This is a genomic window from Kitasatospora sp. NPDC051164 (genome assembly GCF_044455625.1).
In the GTDB taxonomy this organism is placed as follows: domain Bacteria; phylum Actinomycetota; class Actinomycetes; order Streptomycetales; family Streptomycetaceae; genus Kitasatospora.
In genome coordinates, this window is record NZ_JBITFB010000013.1 from 87905 (window position 1) to 108645 (window position 20741).

General features: G+C 73.2%; 20 protein-coding genes. 8 read left to right on the plus strand and 12 right to left on the minus strand.

Annotated features, from left to right (window positions below; genetic code table 11):
* Window positions 1-55: 55 nt before the first annotated feature.
* The gene (locus ACIBEC_RS20530) at window positions 56-517 is read left to right on the plus strand and encodes a hypothetical protein (protein WP_360501834.1); all 462 of its coding nucleotides are present in this window, start codon (window positions 56-58) and stop codon (window positions 515-517) included.
* 91 nt (window positions 518-608) lie between these two features.
* Here ACIBEC_RS20530 and ACIBEC_RS20535 read toward each other — a convergent pair whose 3' ends face one another.
* The 6 genes from ACIBEC_RS20535 to ACIBEC_RS20560 form a co-directional block, all read right to left on the minus strand.
* Window positions 609-1442: an alpha/beta fold hydrolase gene (locus ACIBEC_RS20535; protein WP_360501831.1), complete on the minus strand. Its 834-nt coding sequence runs from the start codon at window positions 1440-1442 to the stop codon at window positions 609-611.
* 200 nt (window positions 1443-1642) lie between these two features.
* Window positions 1643-2251 carry a response regulator transcription factor gene (locus ACIBEC_RS20540; RefSeq protein WP_360501829.1) on the minus strand — a complete coding sequence of 203 codons (609 nt, stop codon included), beginning with the start codon at window positions 2249-2251 and terminating at the stop codon, window positions 1643-1645.
* Complete coding sequence (locus ACIBEC_RS20545) at window positions 2248-3501, minus strand: histidine kinase (RefSeq protein ID WP_360501826.1); 1254 nt, start codon at window positions 3499-3501, stop codon at window positions 2248-2250. Before ACIBEC_RS20545 ends, ACIBEC_RS20540 begins: the two co-directional genes overlap by 4 nt.
* 15 nt (window positions 3502-3516) lie before the next feature.
* The gene (locus tag ACIBEC_RS20550; protein ID WP_360501823.1) at window positions 3517-3972 is read right to left on the minus strand and encodes a hypothetical protein; all 456 of its coding nucleotides are present in this window, start codon (window positions 3970-3972) and stop codon (window positions 3517-3519) included.
* Between the two features lie 69 nt (window positions 3973-4041).
* Entirely contained in the window at window positions 4042-4608 is a 567-nt protein-coding gene (locus ACIBEC_RS20555) for an N-acetyltransferase (RefSeq protein WP_360501821.1), read from the minus strand.
* 10 nt (window positions 4609-4618) lie between these two features.
* A complete protein-coding gene (locus ACIBEC_RS20560) occupies window positions 4619-5554 on the minus strand; it encodes a class I SAM-dependent methyltransferase (protein ID WP_360501818.1) in 936 nt (311 codons plus the stop codon).
* Between the two features lie 429 nt (window positions 5555-5983).
* Here ACIBEC_RS20560 and ACIBEC_RS20565 point away from each other — a divergent pair, with 429 nt between their 5' ends.
* The 5 genes from ACIBEC_RS20565 (at window position 5984) to ACIBEC_RS20585 (ending at window position 10652) form a co-directional block, all read left to right on the plus strand.
* On the plus strand, window positions 5984-7660 hold the full coding sequence (locus ACIBEC_RS20565; protein WP_360501815.1) for an ATP-binding protein: 1677 nt from the start codon (window positions 5984-5986) through the stop codon (window positions 7658-7660).
* Between the two features lie 17 nt (window positions 7661-7677).
* Window positions 7678-8064: a roadblock/LC7 domain-containing protein gene (locus ACIBEC_RS20570; protein ID WP_199807809.1), complete on the plus strand. Its 387-nt coding sequence runs from the start codon at window positions 7678-7680 to the stop codon at window positions 8062-8064.
* Window positions 8065-8159: 95 nt separating this feature from the next.
* A complete protein-coding gene (locus ACIBEC_RS20575; protein ID WP_360501812.1) occupies window positions 8160-8519 on the plus strand; it encodes a DUF742 domain-containing protein in 360 nt (119 codons plus the stop codon).
* A complete protein-coding gene (locus tag ACIBEC_RS20580) occupies window positions 8500-9123 on the plus strand; it encodes an ATP/GTP-binding protein (protein WP_360501809.1) in 624 nt (207 codons plus the stop codon). Before ACIBEC_RS20575 ends, ACIBEC_RS20580 begins: the two co-directional genes overlap by 20 nt.
* Window positions 9124-9134: 11 nt before the next feature.
* Window positions 9135-10652, plus strand: a complete 1518-nt coding sequence (locus ACIBEC_RS20585) for a cytochrome P450 (protein WP_360501806.1) — start codon at window positions 9135-9137, stop codon at window positions 10650-10652.
* A 239-nt stretch (window positions 10653-10891) separates the two neighbouring features.
* Here ACIBEC_RS20585 and ACIBEC_RS20590 read toward each other — a convergent pair whose 3' ends face one another.
* The 3 genes from ACIBEC_RS20590 to ACIBEC_RS20600 form a co-directional block, all read right to left on the minus strand.
* Window positions 10892-12526, minus strand: coding sequence for a metallophosphoesterase family protein (locus ACIBEC_RS20590; RefSeq protein WP_360501803.1), 1635 nt, complete (start codon window positions 12524-12526; stop codon window positions 10892-10894).
* Window positions 12527-12705: 179 nt separating this feature from the next.
* Complete coding sequence (locus ACIBEC_RS20595; protein ID WP_396288295.1) at window positions 12706-13533, minus strand: SAM-dependent methyltransferase; 828 nt, start codon at window positions 13531-13533, stop codon at window positions 12706-12708.
* Window positions 13534-13739: 206 nt separating this feature from the next.
* Window positions 13740-15092, minus strand: coding sequence for an MFS transporter (locus tag ACIBEC_RS20600; protein WP_360501797.1), 1353 nt, complete (start codon window positions 15090-15092; stop codon window positions 13740-13742).
* Between the two features lie 148 nt (window positions 15093-15240).
* On the opposite strand from ACIBEC_RS20600, the gene ACIBEC_RS20605 reads away from it, so the two are divergent.
* Entirely contained in the window at window positions 15241-16845 is a 1605-nt protein-coding gene (locus ACIBEC_RS20605; protein WP_360501794.1) for an alpha/beta hydrolase, read from the plus strand.
* Window positions 16846-16922: 77 nt separating this feature from the next.
* Here ACIBEC_RS20605 and ACIBEC_RS20610 read toward each other — a convergent pair whose 3' ends face one another.
* Together ACIBEC_RS20610 and ACIBEC_RS20615 are read right to left on the minus strand one after the other, a co-directional pair.
* Window positions 16923-17273 carry an isomerase gene (locus ACIBEC_RS20610; protein ID WP_360501792.1) on the minus strand — a complete coding sequence of 117 codons (351 nt, stop codon included), beginning with the start codon at window positions 17271-17273 and terminating at the stop codon, window positions 16923-16925.
* Between the two features lie 407 nt (window positions 17274-17680).
* Entirely contained in the window at window positions 17681-18751 is a 1071-nt protein-coding gene (locus tag ACIBEC_RS20615) for a phosphatidylinositol-specific phospholipase C domain-containing protein (RefSeq protein WP_360501790.1), read from the minus strand.
* 318 nt (window positions 18752-19069) lie between these two features.
* Here ACIBEC_RS20615 and ACIBEC_RS20620 point away from each other — a divergent pair, with 318 nt between their 5' ends.
* Entirely contained in the window at window positions 19070-19714 is a 645-nt protein-coding gene (locus ACIBEC_RS20620; RefSeq protein ID WP_360501787.1) for a dihydrofolate reductase family protein, read from the plus strand.
* 80 nt (window positions 19715-19794) lie between these two features.
* On the opposite strand, the gene ACIBEC_RS20625 is transcribed toward ACIBEC_RS20620, so the two are convergent.
* Window positions 19795-20673 (minus strand): geranyl diphosphate 2-C-methyltransferase, encoded by an 879-nt coding sequence (locus tag ACIBEC_RS20625; RefSeq protein ID WP_360501784.1) that lies wholly within the window; start codon window positions 20671-20673, stop codon window positions 19795-19797.
* Window positions 20674-20741: the final 68 nt, after the last annotated feature.

The following is a 20741-nucleotide window of genomic DNA, read 5'->3' on the forward strand; positions in this document are numbered from 1 at the left end:
TCCGCCTCTCGGGGGTACCATGCGCAGCACCAGCTACGACGAGGGAGTGAACGTTGTGACCAGCCAATCGGCCGCCACCCGCCGATCGCGGTACGTCCTGCAGGCCGCGTCGGACCTGGAGGACAACCGGCGCCGGCAAAGGGAGTTGGCCGAGGAGATCAAGCGGCTGGAGCAGGAGGAGGCCCTCCTGGAGGAGCTCCTGACCCTTGCCGAGCGGTACGAGGGACTGTCGGAGCCGTCGCCCCTCCCCGAGCAGGCGCAGAGCGAACCCGTACTCGCCGGGGCGCGGCCGCGCGGCAAGACGCGGCAGCCGCTCCTCACCGAACTCCTGCTGGACCTCCTGCGCGGTCACACCGAGCCCTGCGCGGCGAAGGAGCTGCGGGCGGAGCTGATGCGCGCGCACCCGGACCGGGAGCCCACCCCGCAGGTGGTGCGCAACACGCTTGAGACGCTCGTCGCCAAGGGGCGGGTCGGGCGGCAGAAGCTGGACCGCTCGGTGGTGTACACCCTCCTCTGAGGGGCACATGTGCGGGAGGTACATGTGTGTGAAGGCATCTGCGTGGCTCACGTGTGCGTGGCATCCGTGTGCGTGGCATCCGGAGGGGGTCTCAACTCCCCGGCCGGTCCGCCCGGATGTCCTGCCGGGCCAGCCAGTCGAGGACGTGGTCCGCGACCGGGCGCCAGCCGCTGTCCACGAACAGGGTGTGGCTGCGGTCCGCGAACTGCTTCAGCTCCGTCACCGCCGCGGAGTCGCCGTACTGCTTGTAGACGGCGCGGGTCACCGCGTCGGGTACGAGCAGGTCCTCCTGGCCCGATATCAGGAGCAGCGGCCCGCGGGCCCTGCGGCCGACGTCCACGGCAGTCAGCTCGGACCGGCCGCCGGCGCCCACCTCGGTGATCAGTCGGCGCGGGGCCGGGACGGCGTACCGCTCGTAGAGTTCCGCGGCTTCCCGTTCGTCGGAGGTGTTCGCGAAGAGCTGCCGGAACTGCCCTCCCGAGAGCGCGAGTTGTGCCTCCGGGCGGCCGGCCGGCGACTCGGTCGAGGGCTCGGCCGACCCGGCGCAGGGCGGCATTCCGAGCGCGGCGAGCGGGCCGGGCAGCGGCACGCCGTTGATGGGCGCCGAGGCGATGGCCACGGCCGCACGCCCGAGACCCGCGGCGAGGAGCCGCTGCACGATCAGCCCGCCCACCGAGTGCCCGATGAGCACGGGCGGACTGTCGAACGACCCGACGACACCCGTGAAGTGCTCGGTCAGTGCCGCCAGCCCGAGGTCCGGGAGCCGGTCCGGACGGCGCCGCGCCTCGTCGGCCGTGGGAAGCTCGCCCGGCCAGCCCGGGGCCACGACGGTGAAGCCCCGGGCCGTGAAGCGCTGGGCCCACGCCTCCCAGCACAGCGCATGGAACCACGCTCCATGGACGAAGACGACGGGCGTACCGGGCACTGCGGGGCCTCCTGGCGTGATGACCGCCCAGCACCGACGTGTGGGCACCCGGCCAGGATCGAACGGGAACGGCAGCACCGAAACAGTCGAATGACTTAATTGCTGTCGGAGCTGCGGTGTTGCGGTGTTGCGGTGTTGCGGGCCAGGGGAGCTTCGCGTCGGCGGGGGCGGGTGCGGGTGCGGTCGAGGGTGGCGCGGGCTCAGAGCCAGCCGCGCTCGTCCGCGACCCGCAGGGCCTCCGTACGGTTGCGGGTGCCGGTCTTGGCGATGGCCGAGGAGAAGTAGTTGCGGACCGTCCCCTCGGAGAGGTAGAGCTTCGCGGCGATCTCCGCGACCCCGGCGCCCGGGCGGGAGGAGTTCAGCACGTCGCGCTCGCGGGCGGTGAGCGGGGAGGTGCCCGCCGCGAGGGTGGCGGCGGCCAGGTCCGGGTCCACCACCCGCTCCCCCGCCGCGACCCGGCGGATGGCGTCGGCCAGCACCTCCGCGGGCGCGTCCTTGACCACGAAGCCGACCGCGCCCGCCTCCATGGCCCGGCGCAGGTAGCCGGCGCGGCCGAAGGTGGTGAGGATGACGACCCGGCACTCCGGCGCCTGCTGGGCCAGGACGGCGGCCGCCGCCAGGCCGTCCAGTCCGGGCATCTCGATGTCGAGCAGGGCGACGTCCGGCCCGTGCTCGCGGGCCGCCTCCGCGACCTGGTCGCCGCGGCCGACGGCGGCGACCACCTCGAAGTCGTCCTCCAGGTCGAGCAGGGCGCGCAGCGCGGTGCGCACCAGCTCCTGGTCCTCGGCGAGCAGCAGGCGGATCGTCATGTCGTCCCTTCGGGAGGGGAGTCGGAGCCGCCCGGCGGGACGGTGACCAGCAGCCGCCAGCCGCGCGGGGCGAGCGGGCCTGCCTCGACCGTACCGCCCGCCGCCGCGACCCGTTCCCGCAGGCCGGTGAGGCCTTTGCCGTCGCCTTGGCCGCCTTGGCCTCTGGGGCCGCCGGGGCCGCCCTGATCGCCCCGACCGTCGTCGCGGATCTCCACCGAGGTCGCGGTGAGCACCACCGAGCAACGGGCGGCACGGGCGTGCCGGACCGTGTTCGTGATGCCCTCGCGCAGTACCCAGCCGAACAGTTCGCGGTGCTCCGGCCCGACCGCGTCCGCCGCCGTCGGCAGGTCGGCCACCACCCCGGCGGCGCGCAGCAGTTCGCGGGCGCGGGCCAGCTCGCCCGCGAGGGTCACCTCGCGGTAGCCGGTGACGGCGGCGCGGACGTCGGACAGCGCCTGCCGGGAGAGCGTCTCCACGGCCGCCATCTCGGCGAGCGCGTGGTCCGGGTCCTTGTCGGCCAGCCGTTGCGCCAGGCGGGACTTGACGGTGATCGCGGTCAGCGAGTGGCCGAGCAGGTCGTGCAGGTCGCGGGCGATCCGGTTGCGTTCGGCCTCGGAGGCCAGCCGGGCCACCTCGGCCCGGGCGGCGACCAGCTCCCCGTTGGTGGCGGCCAGTTCGGCGAAGGCGCCGCAGGTGAGCGCGGTGAACAGCAGGGCCAGCGCCTGGAATCCGCCGGGCCCGGTGTGCCAGGGGCGCACCGCCCACGGCACCAGGAACGCGGCCAGCGTGGCGACGGTCACCACCCGGGCGGCCTGCCGACGCCACAGGGCCGCGACCGCCGAGACGACCACGGTGGCGAGGTAGAAGGCGTCCGCGTGGGCGAACGGGAGCGCGGCGAGGAACAGGGCGGTCATCACCGCCAGCAGCAGTGTGACCCGGTGCCGTCGGCCGCGTTCGAGGGCGAGGGCGGTCAGCACGTAGCAGAGGCAGAACGCGGCGACCACGGCGTATCCGGCGAACGCGGCCGGCCCGGCGACGTCCTGACTCACGGCCACGGCGGTGAGCGCCGGGAAGACCAGCATCCCGGCGCCCAGCAGGAGGCGTCGCCGGCCCGGCCCCCAGCGGTGGGCGGAGCCCGGCGCGCTCGTCGTGGTCGGTGCGCTCGGCGTCGTCGGCACAGTCGTTGCCGCAGTCGTCGGCGTAGCCGTCGGCGGCGCGCTCGGTGCGGTCTCGCGGTCGAGGTCGGTCACCCTCGCGCCCCCTTTTCAGAGCCTGGCGAACAGGGTACGCAGGTGCCGCCCGTTGACCAGGACGGCCACGCCCAGCAGGGCGAGCCCGCACAGGCCCTGCTCGACCTTCATCCAGACCGGGAAGAGCCCCGGCAGGACGATGATCGTAGCGATCGCGGCGAGCATGGCGGCCGAGATGATCCGCAGCCGCCGGAAGGCACCCCGGGAGCCGCGGGCCGCGCGGGCGGTGAGCAGCAGGGTCACGGCGGCGCCGGCCACGACGATGGTGCCGCGGACCCAGACCGCCGAGGTGACGAGGGAAGGGTGGTCGCGGAGGGCGAAGGCGACCGCCAGCGTCAGCACGCTGAGGCCGAGGTAGGCGAGGACGAACCGCCGCACGGTGCGGAAGGCCCGCCGGGTGTCGGGGTGGTGCAGATCGGGGTCGGTGCCGGTGCCGGTTTCGCGGTCAGTGGAGGTCTCGGTGGAGGTCATGGACCCATCGTGGGCGCAGGCCCGGTGCGCGGGGCAGTGTGCTCGCGCACCGGTGCGCCATGACAATTGTCAGCGCCCGGCCGCCGTCGGCTCGGCGTCCAGCAGCCGCACCATGTGCAGCTTCGCGACGGCCAGCCCGTCCACCAGCACGGCCCTCGGTTCTCGGCCCCACACCTCGAAGCCGCAGGCGGTGTAGAGCCGCAGGGCGGCCTCGTTGCCCTCGGAGACGGTCAGCAGCACCTGCCGCAGCCGCCCGTCCTCGGCGGCCGTGCGCAGCACCTCCCGCACCAGAGCCCGGCCGATCCCCCGCCGGGCGGCGCTGCGGGCCACCGCCATGCCGTACAGCGTGCCCTTGTGCCGCTCCTGGCTCCGCGACGCCACCTTGAGCCCGGCGGTGCCGACCAGCGTGCCCGTGTCGTCGAAGGCCCCGAGCAGGGCGCCCGGCCCGTCCTCGGCCTCGGTCAGACGGCGCAACGTCGCGGCCATCGGCTTGGCGCGCTCCTCGGCGTGGCGGGAGGTGAAGGCGGTGGGCGTCTCGCGCAGGGCTTCCAGGCGGAACGCCCGGTACGGCTCGGCATCCGCGCGGCCCAGGCGGCGCACAGTGACGGGCCGGGGCACGGTGACGGGCCCACGCACCGTACCGGGCTCAGCCGAGGCGGACACGGGTGCACCGGGTGAGGTACGGCAGGGCGATCGTGTCCCGCCCCGCCAGGTCCGGGTGGGTGGCGAGCAGCTGCCCGACGTCGGCCAGCAGCCGGACGCGTTCGCCCTCCGGCAGCGCGATGACGTAGCTGCGCGAGGCCACCATGTCCACGATCCCGGCCCGCGTGGTCTCGTGCTCCCAGCGGATCTCCAGCCGCTCGGGCGGGCCGAAGGGCGCCGGCAGGACGGGCCTGGTGTCGATCCGCTGCCGCGTCGACCGGTGCATCAGCGCGCCGAGTTCGGCGGCCCAGGGCTCCGATTCGTCCCGGACGTTCCACACCAGGGCGAGCGTCCCGCCGGGGGCGAGCACCCGGGCGATCTCAGGCACCGCGACGGCCGGGTCGAACCAGTGCCAGGCCTGCGCGACCACGACGGCGTCCATGCTCCCGTCCGGCAGCGGGACGCGCTCCGCCGAGCCCGCCCGGACGGCCGCCTTCGGCACCGCCGCGGCCAGGTGCGCCCGCATTCCCTCGTCGGGCTCGACCGCGACCACGTCGAGGCCCGCCTCGACCAGCAGCCGGGTCAACTTGCCCGTCCCGGCCCCCAGATCGAGCACCCGCCGGGCCTCCCGGGGCACCGCGGACCCGATGAGCGCCTGCGGGTATCCCGGCCGCCCGGCCTGGTACGACGCCGCCGCGACCCCGAACGACCGCGCCCGCAGCCGCCCGGCCCACCGCCGCGTCGCGCCCTGCCGGGTCATCCCGCAGGCCCGTCCGATCTCCTCCCAGGTGGCCTCGCGCCCGCGCCGCAACTCCTCCACCAGCTCCGTCCGCCGCTCCTCCAACGCCTCGATCACGCCCGACAGCCGCCGCAGCCCCTCCACTCCGCCCCCACCGACCACATCCTCCGCCACCCGCCGACCAAGATCGTCCGTCTCCATGGGCCCGCACTGTAGGGACTGCTGCGGCCACGTGTCAATGATCGTTGCTTCACTACGCAACAGATGTTGCTCATGACCGCGCCGTCCCCGCACGGGTGATCACCGTTCGACGCCGACCGCCACTTAGCACGAACTCTGCTTTTCGCGCGGGGACTTGGCGTAGAAACCCTTCTGATGGGCGAATCCGGGGCGGGTTGGCGGTGCGGGGGCGGCGGGGCGAGAAGCCTGGTGCGGGGCGGCGTTCCGCCGGGCGCGGGACTGGTGTGCGAGATGTCGGGCATGTCCGGCAAGTTGCCACAAGTCGGTTGAGGGACAGTATTTTTGAGTTTCGGTCAGGATTGTCCTGAACTTGGCTATGCTGCAGCACCACGCCTCCGGAGCCGGTCGCCGTCCGTCCCCCGTACTGTTCCGATCGTTTGAGGATGCTGAATGCTTCGAGCTGGATCGTCACCCGCCAGACGGCGCCGCGCGCCCCTGCTCGGCTGGCTGCTGCCGACGGCCGTGATGGCCGCGGCCGTGGCGGTCGCCGCGGCGCTGGTGGGCGCCGGGGCCCGGGCCGGGGTGCTGTGGTGCGGGGCGACGGGCACCGTGCTGGTGGCCGTGGTGGCCGCCGAGTCGGCCCGCCGGGGGCGGGCGTTGAGCGAACTGCGGGACCGTAGCGTCCGGCAGGCGGAGGACTTCCAGCGCCGGCTGGCCGGGCAGGAGGACGAGCTCGCGCGGCTGGCCGAGGTCGAGCTGCGCCGGGTGGTCGCCGGGGCCCGGTACGGGTACTCGATGGACGTCCTGCTGAACCCGATCGGGCAGGACCTGGTAGCCGTGTCGCCGAGGTTCCGCAAGTCCCTGGTGTCCGTCGCGCACGGCATCGCCGTCGCCGTCGACGACGAGGTCAGCCGGCGCGACTCCGCCGAGCGCGCCTTCGTCAACATCGCCCGCCGGGTCCAGGCGATCATCCACCGGCAGGCCAAGGACCTGCGGGAGATGGAGGACCGGCACGGCAACGACCCGGCGGTCTTCGACGACCTGCTGCGCCTGGACCACGGCAACGCGCTGACCGGCCGCCTCGCCGACAGTATCGCCGTCCTCTCCGGCGCTCGCCCCGGCCGCCAGTGGACCCGGCCGATCGCCCTCTACAGCGTGCTGCGCGGCGGCATGTCCCGGATCCTGGAGTACCAGCGGGTGGACCTGCACCCGGTGGCCCAGATCTCGGTCACCGGCCCGGCCGTCGAACCGCTGATCCACGCCGTCGCCGAGCTGCTCGACAACGCGACCCGCTACTCCCCGCCGCACACCCACGTGCACCTGAGCGCCTCCGAGGTGCAGAGCGGGATGGCGATCGAGATCGAGGACGGCGGTCTCGGCCTCACCGACGAGGCCACGGCCCGCGCCGAACGCGCGATGCGCGAGGCCATGGTCTCCAAGGACTTCGACGACCTCACCGAGTCCCCGCGGCTGGGCTTCGCCATCGTCGGCCGGCTCTGCCAGGCGTACGGCTTCCAGGTGTCGCTGCGCCGCTCCGCGTACGGCGGTGTGCGCGCGGTGCTGGTCGTACCGCAGGAACTGCTCACCACCGCTCCCCCGACCGGGCGGGCGCACGGCATCGGCGCCTTCTCCGGCCCCCGTCCGCTCCCGCCGAACCCGCCCCGGCACGCGGCCCCGGCGCGGCCCTGGGGCGCCCGGACCACCTCGGCCGGCGTCGGCCCGTCCTACGGCTCGACCAGCCCGTGGGGCTCGCCGTCCGTCTCGGCGGCGGCCGGGGACGACGAGGTGATCGTGACCGAGCGGACGGCCACCGGCCTGCCGCAGCGCCGGCGCCACCGGCCGACCGGCCGCGCCGCCTTCGCCACCCCTGCGCGCGGCACCGCCCAACCGTCCGCGCCGCTCGCCGGTCCGACGGCCGGGCCTGCGGCGGGCCCGGCGGCGCAGGCTCCCCGCCCCGCCACGGAGCCGAAGCAGCCCGGCCTGTGGCTGGAGGCGTTCATGGACGGCATCAAGGGCACCGGGCCCGGACCGTCCGCCGGTCCGGTCGGCCGGGTCGGTCGGCCCGGTGCCGCGCAGACCGGCCCCGGACACACCACTGAAGAGACGGCAGGGAAAGGCGAGCAGTGATTCCGCACCGCAGCAACATGGACTGGATCCTCAACGACCTCGCGCACAGCGTCCCGTGCGTGCGCCACGTCATCGTGCTGTCCGCGGACGGTCTGCGGATCGCCCAGTACGGCACCGATCCGGACACCGCCGACCGCCTCGCCGCCGCCTGCGCCGGGCTGCAGAGCCTGGCCGGCGCGGTCGGGCACGAGTTCCCGCACGGCGACGGCTCGATGCGGCTGGTGGTGATCGAGGTGGACGGCGGCTACTTCTACCTGATGGCGGCCGGTGACCGCGCCTACCTCGCGGTGCTCGCCGACGAGGGCGTGGACGCCGGGCTGGTGAGCCACCAGATGCGTGACCTGGTGGCCCGGATCGGCGAGCACCTGTCCACGCCGCCGCGCAACCCCGAGGTGGTCGCGTGAACCGGCCCCCGGACCCGCGCGGCGGCGGGACGGCCACATGAACGGGCACGCGCATGAACGGCCACGCGCATGAACGAGCACAGTGAGGCGGTTGCATGACGGCAGACCAGGGCGGCTGGGACGGCCCCGAGCCCGACCGCCTGTACGTGATCACCCGCGGCCGCAGCGGTCCGTCCGGGCCGGGCGTCTTCGACCTGGTCACCCTGATCGTCTCCCGCGCGGAGCCGACCCCCGCCCTGCAGCCCGAGCACGCGGCCATCCTGCGGCTGTGCCGCTCCCCGCTCTCGGTGGCGGAGGTCTCCGCCTACCTGGGGCTACCCACGAGCGTGGTCACCGTGCTGCTGGCGGACCTACTCGACGACGAACTGATCGAGGCCCGCGCCGCCGTGCCGGCGGCGGAACTTCCCGACCGGGCCCTGTTGGAGGCGGTGATCCATGGACTTCAGCGGCTCTGACACGGCGGTGGGGCCGGTCGGCGCGGACCTGCTGCCGGACACCGTCACCACGGCGGTCAAGGTGGTGATCGTGGGCGGCTTCGGCGTCGGCAAGACGACGCTGGTCGGCTCCGTCAGCGAGATCCGCCCGCTGACCACCGAGGAGACCATGACCCAGGCCGGGGTCGGCGTGGACGACCCGACCGGGGTCGAGCTCAAGACCTCCACCACCGTGGCCATGGACTTCGGCCGGATCAGCCTCAGCGACCGGCTCGTGCTGTACGTCTTCGGCACCCCCGGGCAGGAGCGGTTCTGGTTCCTCTGGAACGGCCTCTTCGAGGGCGCCCTCGGCGCGGTGGTGCTGGTCGACACCCGCCGGCTGGAGGTCAGCTTCGAGGTGATCGGGCGGCTGGAGGAGCGCGGTGTGCCCTTCGTGGTCGCCGTCAACGGCTTCGCCGAGGCGCCGAGCGTCCCGCTCGCGGACCTGCGTGGTGCGCTCGACCTGCCGTCCGACGTGCCGATCGTCAGCTGTGACGCGCGCAGCCGCGAATCCAGCCGGGACACCCTGATGACGCTGATGCACTACCTGTACGAGCTGGCCGCGCCGACCACCCGAACCCTGTGACCGGAGACCCTGTGAGCACCCCGTTCCCCGACGACGCCGTCCCCACCCCGCCACCCGGCTGCCCGGCGCACGGCGGCACCACCGGCCCGATCGGCCCCGGCGGCCTGCGGCGCCTGTACGGGCCGGAGGCCGAGGCCGACCCGGCCGGCCTCTACGAGAAGCTGCGCGCCGAGTACGGCGAGGTGGCCCCGGTGCTGCTGCACGGCGACCACCGGGCCTGGCTGATCCTCGGCCACGGCGCCAACATCACCGCGATGCGCACCCCCTCGCTGTTCTCCCGCGACTCGCGCCTGTGGACGGCGTTCCGCACGGGCGAGATCCCGATGGACTCCCCGCTGCTGCCGGTGGTCGCCTGGCAGCCGATCTGCGTGTTCGCGGACGGCGACGAGCACCGCCGGCTGCGCGGCGCCGTGCTGGACGGCCTGAACCGCTTCGACCGGCGCGGCATCCGCCGCCACGTGCGGCGGTTCACCACCGACCTGGTCCAGGTGGTCGGGCCGACCGGCCGGGCCGAGCTGATCACCCAGTTCGCCGAGCACCTGCCGATGCTGGTGATGACCAAGCTGCTCGGCATGCCCGACGAGTACGGGCCACAACTGGTCAACGCCGCACGGGACTTGATGAAGGGCACCGAGACGGCCATCGCCAGCAACGAGTACGTGGTGGCCGGCCTGCGCCGGACCATCGCCCTCAAGCGTGAGGAGCCCGGCGACGACCTGACCAGCCGTCTGCTGGCACACCCGGCCGGTCTGACCGAGGACGAGGTGATGGAGCACCTTCGGGTGGTGCTGCTCGCCGCCAACGAGACCACCGTCAACCTGATCGCCGACTCGCTGAAGATGGTGCTCACCGACCCGCGCTTCCGCGCCCACCTGTCCGGCGGCCAGATGACCCTGGGCGAGGCGCTGGACCAGGTGCTGTGGGACTCCCCGCCGCTGTCCCTGGTGGCCGGCCGCTGGGCGACCGCCGACACCGAACTCGGCGGGCAGCAGATCAAGGCCGGGGACCTGCTGCTGCTCGGACTCGCGGCCGGGAACGTCGACCCGGTGGTCCGCCCCGACCTGGCCGCCCCGCTGTACGGCAACCGCTCGCACCTGTCCTTCGGCGCGGGGCCGCACGAGTGCCCGGGCCAGGACATCGGGCGGCACGTCGCCGAGGCCGGCATCGACATCCTGCTCACCCTGCTGCCGGACGTCCGACTCGCCGTACCGGAGGAGGAGTTGACCTGGAGCTCGGCCTGGATCTCCCGGCACCTGACGGCGCTGCCCGTGGAGTTCACCCCGCGCGACATCGACCCGGACCCGGTGTCGGTCGCGGAGGCGGAGCGGGCGGCGGTCGCGGCGCAGGCGGCGCAGGCGGCGCAGGCGGCCGAAGCGGAGCGGGCGGCCCGGGCCGTCCCGACGGCGGGAGCCGCCGGGACGGGCGCGCAGGACGGAACCGGCGGGACGGGCCGGAGCGTGGCCCCGACCGTCCCGGCGCAGCGGCGGCGCAGCTGGTGGCAAGTGCTGACCGGCGCCTTCCGGCGCTGAACCGGCACTGAACGGGCACTGAACCGGGGCGGGGGGGGGGGGCGCCCCCCGGGGGGGGGGCCCCCGGCCCCCCGGGGGGTGCCCCCCCCGGGGTGGGACCCCCCCCCCCCGCGGCCGGCCGCGGCGCCCGCGCCCCCGCCCCCCCCCGCGCGCCCGCGCCCCCCCCCGGGGGGGCGCCCCCCCCCCCCGGCGGGCGGGGGGCGCCCCCCCCCCCGCCCGGGTGTCAGCCGCGCCGGGTGTCAGCCCTCGCGCCCGTCGGTCCGGCGGCGGTAGAGGGTGAAGGTGTCCACCGGGGTGAGGTCGCCGTGCGGTCCGTCGAAGGTGTAGTAGGTGACCTTCATGGTGGTGGTACCGCCGCGCCGGTCACCGGGGTCGACCTCGAAGGCCGCGAAGCCGTGGGCGTGTTCGCGGTCCTGGACGGCGGCCCACGGCGCATCCTCGGTGAGCCAGACCGACTCCCGGTACGGCGCACCGGGCTTCGGGTCCTCCAGCCCGATGACCACCCGGCCCTTGGGCGTCGGGAAGAGGTCGTCCTGTGTGGTGGCGGCGTTGCCGCCGGCGCCGATGATCATGTGGACGGTTCCGCGCCCGGTGTCGATCATGTCGGTGCGGGTCTCGGTCGGCACCGGAGTGCGGGTGTCGTTGGGCAGGGTGCCGCGGACGGGGTGGGAGCGCTCGTAGTAGTGCTCGTGGCCGCACAGCACCAGGTCGACCCCGTAGGCGTCGAACAGCTTGCCCCAGGTCTCGCGGATGCCGAGGTCGCTGCCGGCGCCGTGCATGGAGCTGGAGATCATCGGGTGGTGCATGCACACCACGATCCAGTCGATCGCCCGGCTGCTCCGGGCGGTCCGCAACTCGCGTTCCAGCCAGCGCTGTTGGGCGCCGCCGGAGTAGCCGCGCAGGTAGATGTCGCCGGAGTTCTGGATGGCCACGTCGTCGTTGGCGAGGCTGATGAAGCGCACCGAGCCGACGGTGAAGGCGTACCACATGCCCCGGGTCTCCTCGTCGGAGGAGGCCGTGGAGTCGGGGAGGGAGAAGTAGGCCTGGTAGCCGAGGGCGCCGATCGGGCCGTTGCCGCCCTCGTTCTCGTGGTTGCCGACGCAGGGCATCCAGGGGCGCAGCCGGGTGGAGCGGCTGTTGCTGATGAACCAGTCGGCCCAGGTCGCGGTGCGGCTCTGGCCGTGGCGCCCGGCGTAGGAGGAGTAGCAGAGGTCGCCGTTGACGAGGTTGAAGAGCGGGCCGACGCGTTCGACGGCCGAGACGATGTCGGCGGAGGCCGAGGTGCCGACCTGGCTGCTCATGAAGACCGGGTACTTGCCGAGCGGCGAGGGCATACCGGCAGGGAACGTGACCAGGCGGCGGAGGTTGGGCGCGGCCTGGTCACCGAAGCTGGTGAAGGTGAAGGGGGCGCGGCCGCGCGGGGCGGTGGTGAAGGTGCCCGTCTCGGGGTTGGCGCCGTCGTGGCCTGCGCTGTAGAGGTAGGTGGTGCCCGGGCGCAGGCCGGTGAGGCGTGCGTGGTGGACGTACACCTCGATCTTGTCGATCGAGTCCCGGTAGGTGCGGGTCTCGGCCTGGACGACCCGGCCGAGGCCGCCGTCCGTCGTGCCGTACCGCACTTGCGGGCGACGGACGGACTGCGGGGTGAGCCAGGAGACGGTCATCTCCGTGCCGGCGTCGGTGCCGAACTGTAGGTGCAAACCGGTCACGCCGGCCGTTCCGGCGCGGTGCGGGGTGGTCTGCAGGAGTGGGCTGGTGGGGGCGTCGTCGGCCGCTTGGGCGGCCGCGGGTTGCGCGGCCGCCGTCGAGCCTGCTGCCACCAGGGCGGCTCCGGCCGCCGAGGTGCTTTTGAGGATGGACCTGCGTGCAATGGTCATGGGTTCTCCGCCTGTCGAGTGGGGGTTCGACGGGCAGTCACTTTAATGACACGTACACGTAAAGACGATGGTTTTGGCGCACTCCGGGTTCGACGGACGTCGAATTGACGAAATATCGGCGGTGGCGGACCGTACGGAGGCGACTACCCCTCGCGGGCCGGTTCCGCCTCGCGGGTCGGCTACGCCTTGCGGCCCACTCCGCCGTACACCGGGACCTCCTCGTCGGCCAGTGCCGGGGACGGCGCTTCACCCAGCTCCGGATGCCAACGGTTGATCAGCACCACGCCCGGGTCGTCCAGTTCGAGGCCGGCGAAGAAGCGCTCGACGCCCTCGCGCGAGCGCATGTGGACCTCGATCCCGGCCTCCGCGTAGCGGCGGGCGCCGATCTCCGCCCGATCGGGCGAGGTGTCGCCGGTGCCGGCGGTCAGCGCGAGGAAGCTGCCCGTCGGCAGGGCGTCCAGGAGCTTGCGGACGGGCGGGTGCGCGGCCTCGTCGGAGAGGAAGTGCACGATGTTGATCAGCGTCAGCGCGACCGGCTCGTTCAGGTCCAGGGTGGCGGCGACCGCCGGGTCGGCGAGGAACTGCTCCGGCTCGCGCAGGTCGCCCTGGACGTAGGCGGTACGGCCCTCGGGGGTGCTGGTGAGCAGCGCGCGCGAATGGGCCAGCACGATCGGGTCGTTGTCCACGTAGACCACGCGCGACGACGGGTCGACCGACTGGACGATCTCGTGCAGGTTGGGCGTGGTGGGGATGCCGGTGCCGACGTCGAGGAACTGGCGGACGCCGTGCAGTTCGGCGAGCCGGCGGACCATCCGGTGCATGACCGCGCGGGCGGCGGTCGCCCCCTCGCGCGCGCCGGGCAGGTCGGCCATGACGCGGTCGCCGACCTCGCGGTCCGCCGGGAAGTTCGTCTTGCCGCCGAGCAGGTAGTCGTAGACCCGGGCGGAGTGCGCCCGGTCGGTGCGCAGGTCGGCCTGCGGCGGCTCCTCGAACCCGGCCTCGGTCAGCCAGCTTTCGGATGTGTCGGCGCCGAACGCGTCGGCGCCGAACGCGTCGGTGCCGAACGCGTCGGTGCCGAATGTGCTGCTCTCCGCAGCCCTGCTGTCCGATGCGCTGCTGTCCGATGCGCTGCTGCCCGGTGTGTTGACGTCCACGCTCGCTCTCCCCGTTCGGCGTAAGTCCGGACCACTCAACCACAGTCGATGATCGTCCGTCAGGCGGTTCCCGGTGAACGCCCGGCCACAGTCTCGGTGTCCCGGACGGCGGCCGCGAAGCCTGGCACCTTCATCGCCGTCAGCAGCGCGAGGGCCGGGCCCATCGTGCAGAGGGTGACGTACCCGGGGATCACGCCGAGCCAGTGCCGGTCGCTGAGCCACTCGGCGAGCAGCGGGAAGGTGCCGCCGAACGCGGCGATGGTGGCCGCGTTGACCACGCCGAGGCCGACCGCCCGCACCTCGGTCGGGAACAGCAGCCCGGTGAAGACGTTGAGCGTGCCGAGCACCGTCGCCACCAGCATCCCCAGCAGCACGGCGACGACCTGGAACGGCAGCCAGCCCTGGCGCAGCCCGGCGAGCAGCACCCCGACCAGTGGGATGGGCAGGGCGAACCCGATCCGGGCGACCGGCAGCAGGCCGAAGCGGTCGGCGGCGGCGCCGGTGAGCAGCATGGTGACCAGCACGACGCCGAGCACCACGGTCATGAACGAGGCGGCCGACTCCTTGTCGATCACGTGGTAGGCGGCGGCGTACTGCGGCAGGTAGACCAGGGCGAAGTAGTAACCGACCGTCCCACCAAGGGTGTTGAGGAAGACGGTGAACGCCGCCCACCGGTGCTCGCGGAGCATCCGCAGGAACGGCGGGCGGGCGCCGTCCGCCACGCTCGCCCGGGCCCGGTGGAACTCCGCGCTCTCCGGTGCCGAGCGTCGTACCCAGACGGCGGCCAGCCCGAGCAGTGCGGCGACCACGAAGCCCCAGCGCCAACCGCCGTTCTCCAGGCCGGACTTGCCGATGGTGTGGATCAGCAACGTGAGCACCCCGAAGGAGAGCAGCGAGCCGAGGATGATCCCGCCGTACGACACCGAGCTGAACGCGAACCGGTGCCGCGGCGGGGCCGTCTCGGTCACGTACGCGGCCACACTCGGCGCCTCCCCGCCGAAGGCGAGTCCCTGCACCACCCGCGCGAGGACCGCCAGCACCGCCGCCCAGACCCCGATCGAGCGCTGGCCCGGCACGGCCGCGATGCCCAGACTGGCGACGGCGATCACCGCCATGCCGAGGCTCAGCGCGAAGCGCCGCCCCCGGGTGTCACTGAGCCGGCCGATCAGGTACGACCCGACCGGGCGGGCCACGAAGCCCACCGCGAAGGTCACGTACGCCCCCAGTACCCCGCCGACCCCGTGTTTGCCGTGCCCGAAGAGGTCTGCCGCGAAGTAGGGCGCGAGGACGGCGTAGATGTTCCAGTCGAAGGACTCGACCACCGAGCCAACCGTCGCCGCGGCCAACTCCCGCCGCCGTCCGCCGACTTCCGACCTCTTACGGAGTGGGGTGAGCGCACCGCTGTCTGTCATGGCCCCAGCATGGCACCGTTCGGGACCCTGTGGAATCGGGCGCCCCCGGGTCCGGCGCGAGGCCGCCGGGCCACGTCCGGTACGCCTACGGAATATCGAGGTGACTGATGTGATGATGACCAGGTGATATTTGTGTGCGGTGCATTCCATGATCCCCCGAACCTCGCGGCGCATCCTGCCCGCCGCCGTCGCGGCAGTCGCCACCGCCGCCCTGCTGGCCGGCTGCACCAGTGGCAGCAGCGGCAAGACCGCGCCCACCACGGCCGCCGCCGACGCCGCAACGCCGAGCGTCACTCCGACCCCCACGCCGACGGCCAAGCCGACCGGCGCCGCAGACCCGGCGCTCCAGGCGTTCTACGCTCAGCAACTCGCCTGGGCGCCCTGCCCGAAGGACCCGCAGAGCGAGGGGGACACCTCCGCCCTCCAGTGCGCCTCCCTCAAGGTCCCGCTCGACTACAGCACCCCGGCCACCGGCACCCTGGACGTCGCGGTGGTCCGCAACCCCGCGACCAAGCCCGACCAGCGGATCGGCTCGCTGCTGCTCAACCCCGGCGGCCCGGGCGGCTCCGGCGTCCAGATGGTCACGTACAACTCCAAGGGCTTCGACGGCCCGCTGCACGAGCGCTACGACATCGTCGGCTTCGACCCGCGCGGCGTGGCCGGCACCAGCCCGCTCAAGTGCCTCGACGACCAGGCCCGGGACGGCTGGCTCAACACCGACGAGCCCGGCGCCGACCACGGCAAGCAGCTCGCCGACGCCTGCCAGGCCAAGTACGCCCAGCTGCTCCCCTTCGTCGGCACCCGCAACACCGCCCGGGACATGGACGTGCTGCGCGGCGCCCTCGGCGACCAGAAGCTCAGCTACCTCGGGATGTCCTACGGCACCTACCTCGGCTCGCTCTACGCCGAGGAGTTCCCGGACCGGGTCGGCCGGCTCGTCCTGGACGGTGCCACCTCGCCCTCCTTCTCCCTGGTGCAGCACAACATCGAGCAGGAGGCCGGCTTCGAGCGCGCCCTGAAGGCCTTCGCCGCCGACTGCGTCACCAAGGACCCGTGCCCGCTCGGCACCGACGCCGGCCGGGCCCCGCAGAAGCTCGCCGACTTCCTCGACGGGCTCAAGGACAAGCCGCTGAAGACCGCGAAGGGCCGCACCCTGACCTCCAGCGCGGCGTGGACCGGCGTGATCAGCCGCCTCTACGGCGGCGAGAAGGCCTGGAGCGGGCTGCGCAACACCCTCGGCTGGGCGATGGTACGCGGCAAGGGCGACGACCTGCTCGCCCTGGCCGACGGCTACAACGGCCGTGACAAGGACGGCCGTTACACCCCCTCGGTGGACGCCTACACCGCCATCCACTGCGCCGACGGCGCCACCGACGCCCCGGCCGGCGACCAGCTGCAGGCCTCGCTCACCGACCTCGCCGCCAAGGCCCCGCTGGTCAGCAAGCACGACCCGCTCGCGGCGCTCTTCGACCCGGACTGCCGGATCTGGCCGTTCCGCGCCACCGAGAAGCCGCACGTCATCACATCGACGGCCACCACGCCCATCGTGGTCGTCGGCACCACCGGCGACCCGGCCACCCCGTACGCGTGGTCCGAGAAGCTCACCGCCGAGCTCGGCAACGCCGTCCTGCTCACCCGCGACGGCGAGGGCCACACCGCGTACGGCGCGAGCAAGTGCATCCGCGCCTCGGTCGACGCCTTCCTGGTGGACGGCACCGTGCCGACGGCGGGCACCCACTGCCCCACGGACTGACCCCGCCCGAACGACAGCGGTCCCGTGTGCCCGGCCGACCGGCCGCGCGCCCGGGACCGTTGTGCGTCCGCCGCCGGTCAGTGCCCGGGGTGGTGGACGAACCGGTAGGTGTCGCGGTCGAGTTCGGTGACCTGGACGCCGAGGGCGGCAGGCTCGGCTATCCGGGAGCGGAGGGCGTCGAGGACCCGGTCGGTCAGCTCGGCGCGCTGTTCGGCGGTGCGGCCGGCCAGGATCTTGACCTCGACCAGGACCACGGCCTCGCCGGTCGTGCCGTCGCCGACCCGGTGGTGCGCGGCGGGGCGGAAGACGGTCTTGCACTGCGACACCGTCGTATCGATGACCTCGGTGATCGCCTGGTGGACCTCGTCGGCCAAGGCCGCGCGGTCGAAGTCGAGTTCGGCCGAGTGATCGACCAGGATCTGCGGCACGGGAACCTCCCGGAGTCGGACAGTACGGCGCCGACGCTACCGCGCGGCGGTGGGTGGTCGGCGGACGGGGCCCCGGACGGCGAGACGGGCGGTACAGCGGGCGCGCAGGCGAGACGAACGGCGCAGTGGACGGTGAAGCAGACGGCGAAACGGACGGGCCCCGGCGCGGGGTGGCGGTTTCTAGGGGCCCTGCGGTGGAGCGGTGGCCGGGTCAGCAGCCGAAGTCGACCTTGCGGAAGGTCGCGTAGTGGTCGGCGGTGTAGTAGTCCTCGTGGTACTGCTTGCCGGTGATGATCCAACTCTTCACCTCGGGTCAACTCGACGTACCCGAAGGTGACGTGACCTGGCCGGTTACCGCAGCGGCCGGCCGCCTGCGGGCCCATCCGGGGCCCGCAGGCGTCACGCCGTCAGCCGCGCGGCAGGACCAGGGACTGCGCCGCCGGCAGCTTGCGCCAGTCGCTCGACACGATGCTCGCGTGTGCCTTGGCCAACTGCTCGATGCGGGCCCGCGCCTGGTCGGCTGTCGGGTCGGTGCCGCTGATCTCCGGCGCGACCTTGTGGGCGTCGGTCATCACCAGCAGGTAGTGCGCGTTGTCGTACCACGCGGTGTCGATGCCGTTGACGTAGGTGGCGGCGTCGCCGTCGAAGACCACGAACCACGGCCGGATCGAGGCGTCCGCGCCGGTGTACTGACCACGCGGGTCGCCGGCCGCGGCGCCCAGCACGGCCGGGAACACCTGGGCCTGGCCGAGCCGGCCCGCCGCCGCCAGGTCGCGCAGGTGCCGCCCGTACTCGACGTCGGTGTGCAGGGTGTCGAAGGGGTTGCCCAGCTCGACCGTGCCCGGGATCGCGTACAGCAGCACCTTCCCGGCCAGCGCCGAGCGGCTCGGCCAGTTGCCCGCCCGCACCGCCTCGTCGAGGCTCGCGTACGAGCCGCCGCCCGGCTTGGCCAGCAGGTCGGCGGGGCGCAGCACGGCGGAGCCGAGGTGCTGGGCGATCAGGGCGTCCAGCTGGTCGGGGCCCATCCCGAGGTTGGCGGAGAAGCCCGGCTTGAGTTCCAGCTTGATGACCAGCGGCCCGGCCGCCGGGTGCGCGGCGAGCCAGACCCGGACGTCGTCCAGGCAGTTCTCCAGGTTCTTGTTGGTGCCGCCGCTGTAGAGCTGGGCGGGGGTGGTCGCGGCGGTGCAGTTGTTGCCGTTGCCGAGCGGGTTGGAGTGGCTGACCTTCCACTCCTTGGTGACGATGTTCGGCCAGAGGTCCAGCTCGATCATCCCGGTGCCGGTGTCCAGCCCCTGGGCCAGGTACGGGAAGGCGGCCGGGTCGTAGGTGTTGTGCAGGCCGACGGTGGTGGCCGAGCCGAACGGCAGGTCGCCCGTCCCGCTCGGGGCGGCGCCCGCCGGGACGGTCGTGATCAGCGCGGCCGCGCCGGCGAGCAGGCCGGCCGCCAGGAATCCGGACAGAGTGCGGCGTACGGTCATGGGAACCCCCCGAGGTTCGGAACGTGCCGGCTGCCCTCCTCCGGGCAGCCTGACGAAGCATCGCCCACCTGGGCGTGCTCCGCGTGAAGAAGGCCCGACAATAGCGTGACGGGCGCACTGCTTCTCCGCCGGTCCCCTCCCCCTCCTCCACATCCGCCACTCGCGACCCACCGCCCACACCCCCGCCCCCGCCACGCCACGCCACGCCACGCCAGAGACGGTGACGGAGCCTCAGGGTGTCGGACCCGCGGGTTAGCGTGGGCCCGCGAACAGGGTGCGGCCCGCCCGCACCGAGAAGCCGAGCGGCGGAGGAAGCCGATGTCCCTGGTCCGGGTCCACAATTTCTCGATCTCCCTCGACGGCTACGGCACGGGCGAGGGGCAGAGCCTCGACGCGCCGTTCGGCCACGCCGCCCACCGGCTGCACGGCTGGTTCTTCAACACCCGGACGTTCCGGCGGATGCACGGCGAGGAGGGCGGCGACACCGGCGTGGACGAGGCGATGGCCCGCGCCTGGGGCGACGACATCGGCGCGGAGATCATGGGCCGCAACAAGTTCGGCCCGCAGCGCGGCCCCTGGCAGGACGAGGAGTGGAAGGGCTGGTGGGGCTCCAACCCGCCGTTCCACACCCCCGTCTTCGTGCTCACCCACCACCCGCGCCCGACGCTCGAGATGGAGGGCGGGACGACCTTCCACTTCATCGACGCGACGCCCGAGGAGGCGCTGCGCCAGGCCCGCGAAGCGGCCGGCGGCAAGGACGTGCGAATCGGCGGCGGCCCGAGCACGGTCCGCGCCTTCCTGGAGGCCGACCTCATCGACCACCTGCACGTGGTCGTGGTGCCGATCGTCCTCGGCCGGGGCGAGTCGCTCTGGGCGGGGCTGGAGGGCCTGGAGCAGCGCTTCCGCACCGAGGCGGTGACGGGCCCGAGCGGCGTCACGCACCTCACCTTCACCCGGCCGTAGCGAGGCCGCACACGTGACGGCGGCCTCCCCGCGGGTGCGAGGGAGGCCGCCGTCGGTGTTTCGGTCGGATCGGACCTCGGTCAGACCCGGTCCGCCGCGATCAGCACGTACTGGAACGAGCCGTCCTTGTAGGACTCGATGAACGCCTCCTCGATGCCGGTGACCAGCGAGGTGGTGTTCCGCAGCTCCCAGTAGGGCAGGGTGTCCGGGGTCAGGTCGATGACGGCCTGGGGCACCAGACGGTTGTCGGCCATCGCCCGCAGGTACTCGCGGCGGGAGTGGATGTTGCACTCGAAGTGGGCATTGATCTGCGAGACCCACTTCGACGGCTGGCCGTACCGCGGGTTCCAGCAGCCGGTGATGGTCACGTACCGGCCGCCGACGCTGAGCACCCGGGAGTGCTCGGCGAACAGGTCGTGCAGGTCGACGTACATGCTGGACTCGTTGTTCCAGGAGCCCGCGACCGAACCGGTCTCGATCGGCATGTCCAGCATGTTGGCGACCCGGGAGCGGACGAACGAGCCGATGCCGAGCTCAGCGGCGCGCTTGTTGCCGAAGTCGGCCTGCTGGGTGGAGAGGGTCAGGCCCTCGACCCGGCAGCCGAAGCGCTGGTGAGCCATCACCATCGAGCCGCCGCGGCCGCAGCCGGCGTCGACCAGGGTGCCGTCGGCCGGGATGGCGCCGAGGTTGTCGAGCAGCACGTCGGCCTGGGCGGACTCCAGGCGGTGCAGCTCGGCGATCACCTTCTTCTCGCGCTCGCTGTCGGCCGGGTCGCCGATCGCGGCCTGGTCGATCTCGCCGATGCCGTAGTGGTGGTGGTAGAGGCCGTCGACGTCGCCCAGACGAAGGTTGACCGGGCGAGCCTCGTGGTCCCAGTAGCGTGCGATGTCGCCCTGGTACGGAGTCGCCGGGCCGGGGATGGCCTTGCCGGAGGTGGTGCGGTCGTCGGTCAGGGACATGGGTCAACTCCAAGGTTCTTAAGAATGGTTACCGAGCACGGGTGTCGTCGCCGAGCTCGGGTGTCACC

What these genes read in the sequence shown, in the direction of transcription:
- ACIBEC_RS20625 (WP_360501784.1), bottom strand. Translation starts at nt 20,673, where the DNA reads ATGTCCCTGACCGACGACCGCACCACCTCCGGCAAGGCCATCCCCGGC.
- ACIBEC_RS20560 (WP_360501818.1), bottom strand. Translation starts at nt 5,554, where the DNA reads ATGGAGACGGACGATCTTGGTCGGCGGGTGGCGGAGGATGTGGTCGGT.
- ACIBEC_RS20590 (WP_360501803.1), bottom strand. Translation starts at nt 12,526, where the DNA reads ATGACCATTGCACGCAGGTCCATCCTCAAAAGCACCTCGGCGGCCGGA.
- ACIBEC_RS20575 (WP_360501812.1), top strand. Translation starts at nt 8,160, where the DNA reads ATGACGGCAGACCAGGGCGGCTGGGACGGCCCCGAGCCCGACCGCCTG.
- ACIBEC_RS20570 (WP_199807809.1), top strand. Translation starts at nt 7,678, where the DNA reads ATGGACTGGATCCTCAACGACCTCGCGCACAGCGTCCCGTGCGTGCGC.
- ACIBEC_RS20605 (WP_360501794.1), top strand. Translation starts at nt 15,241, where the DNA reads ATGATCCCCCGAACCTCGCGGCGCATCCTGCCCGCCGCCGTCGCGGCA.
- ACIBEC_RS20540 (WP_360501829.1), bottom strand. Translation starts at nt 2,251, where the DNA reads ATGACGATCCGCCTGCTGCTCGCCGAGGACCAGGAGCTGGTGCGCACC.
- ACIBEC_RS20600 (WP_360501797.1), bottom strand. Translation starts at nt 15,092, where the DNA reads ATGACAGACAGCGGTGCGCTCACCCCACTCCGTAAGAGGTCGGAAGTC.
- ACIBEC_RS20565 (WP_360501815.1), top strand. Translation starts at nt 5,984, where the DNA reads ATGCTTCGAGCTGGATCGTCACCCGCCAGACGGCGCCGCGCGCCCCTG.
- ACIBEC_RS20615 (WP_360501790.1), bottom strand. Translation starts at nt 18,751, where the DNA reads ATGACCGTACGCCGCACTCTGTCCGGATTCCTGGCGGCCGGCCTGCTC.
- ACIBEC_RS20580 (WP_360501809.1), top strand. Translation starts at nt 8,500, where the DNA reads ATGGACTTCAGCGGCTCTGACACGGCGGTGGGGCCGGTCGGCGCGGAC.
- ACIBEC_RS20620 (WP_360501787.1), top strand. Translation starts at nt 19,070, where the DNA reads ATGTCCCTGGTCCGGGTCCACAATTTCTCGATCTCCCTCGACGGCTAC.
- ACIBEC_RS20550 (WP_360501823.1), bottom strand. Translation starts at nt 3,972, where the DNA reads ATGACCTCCACCGAGACCTCCACTGACCGCGAAACCGGCACCGGCACC.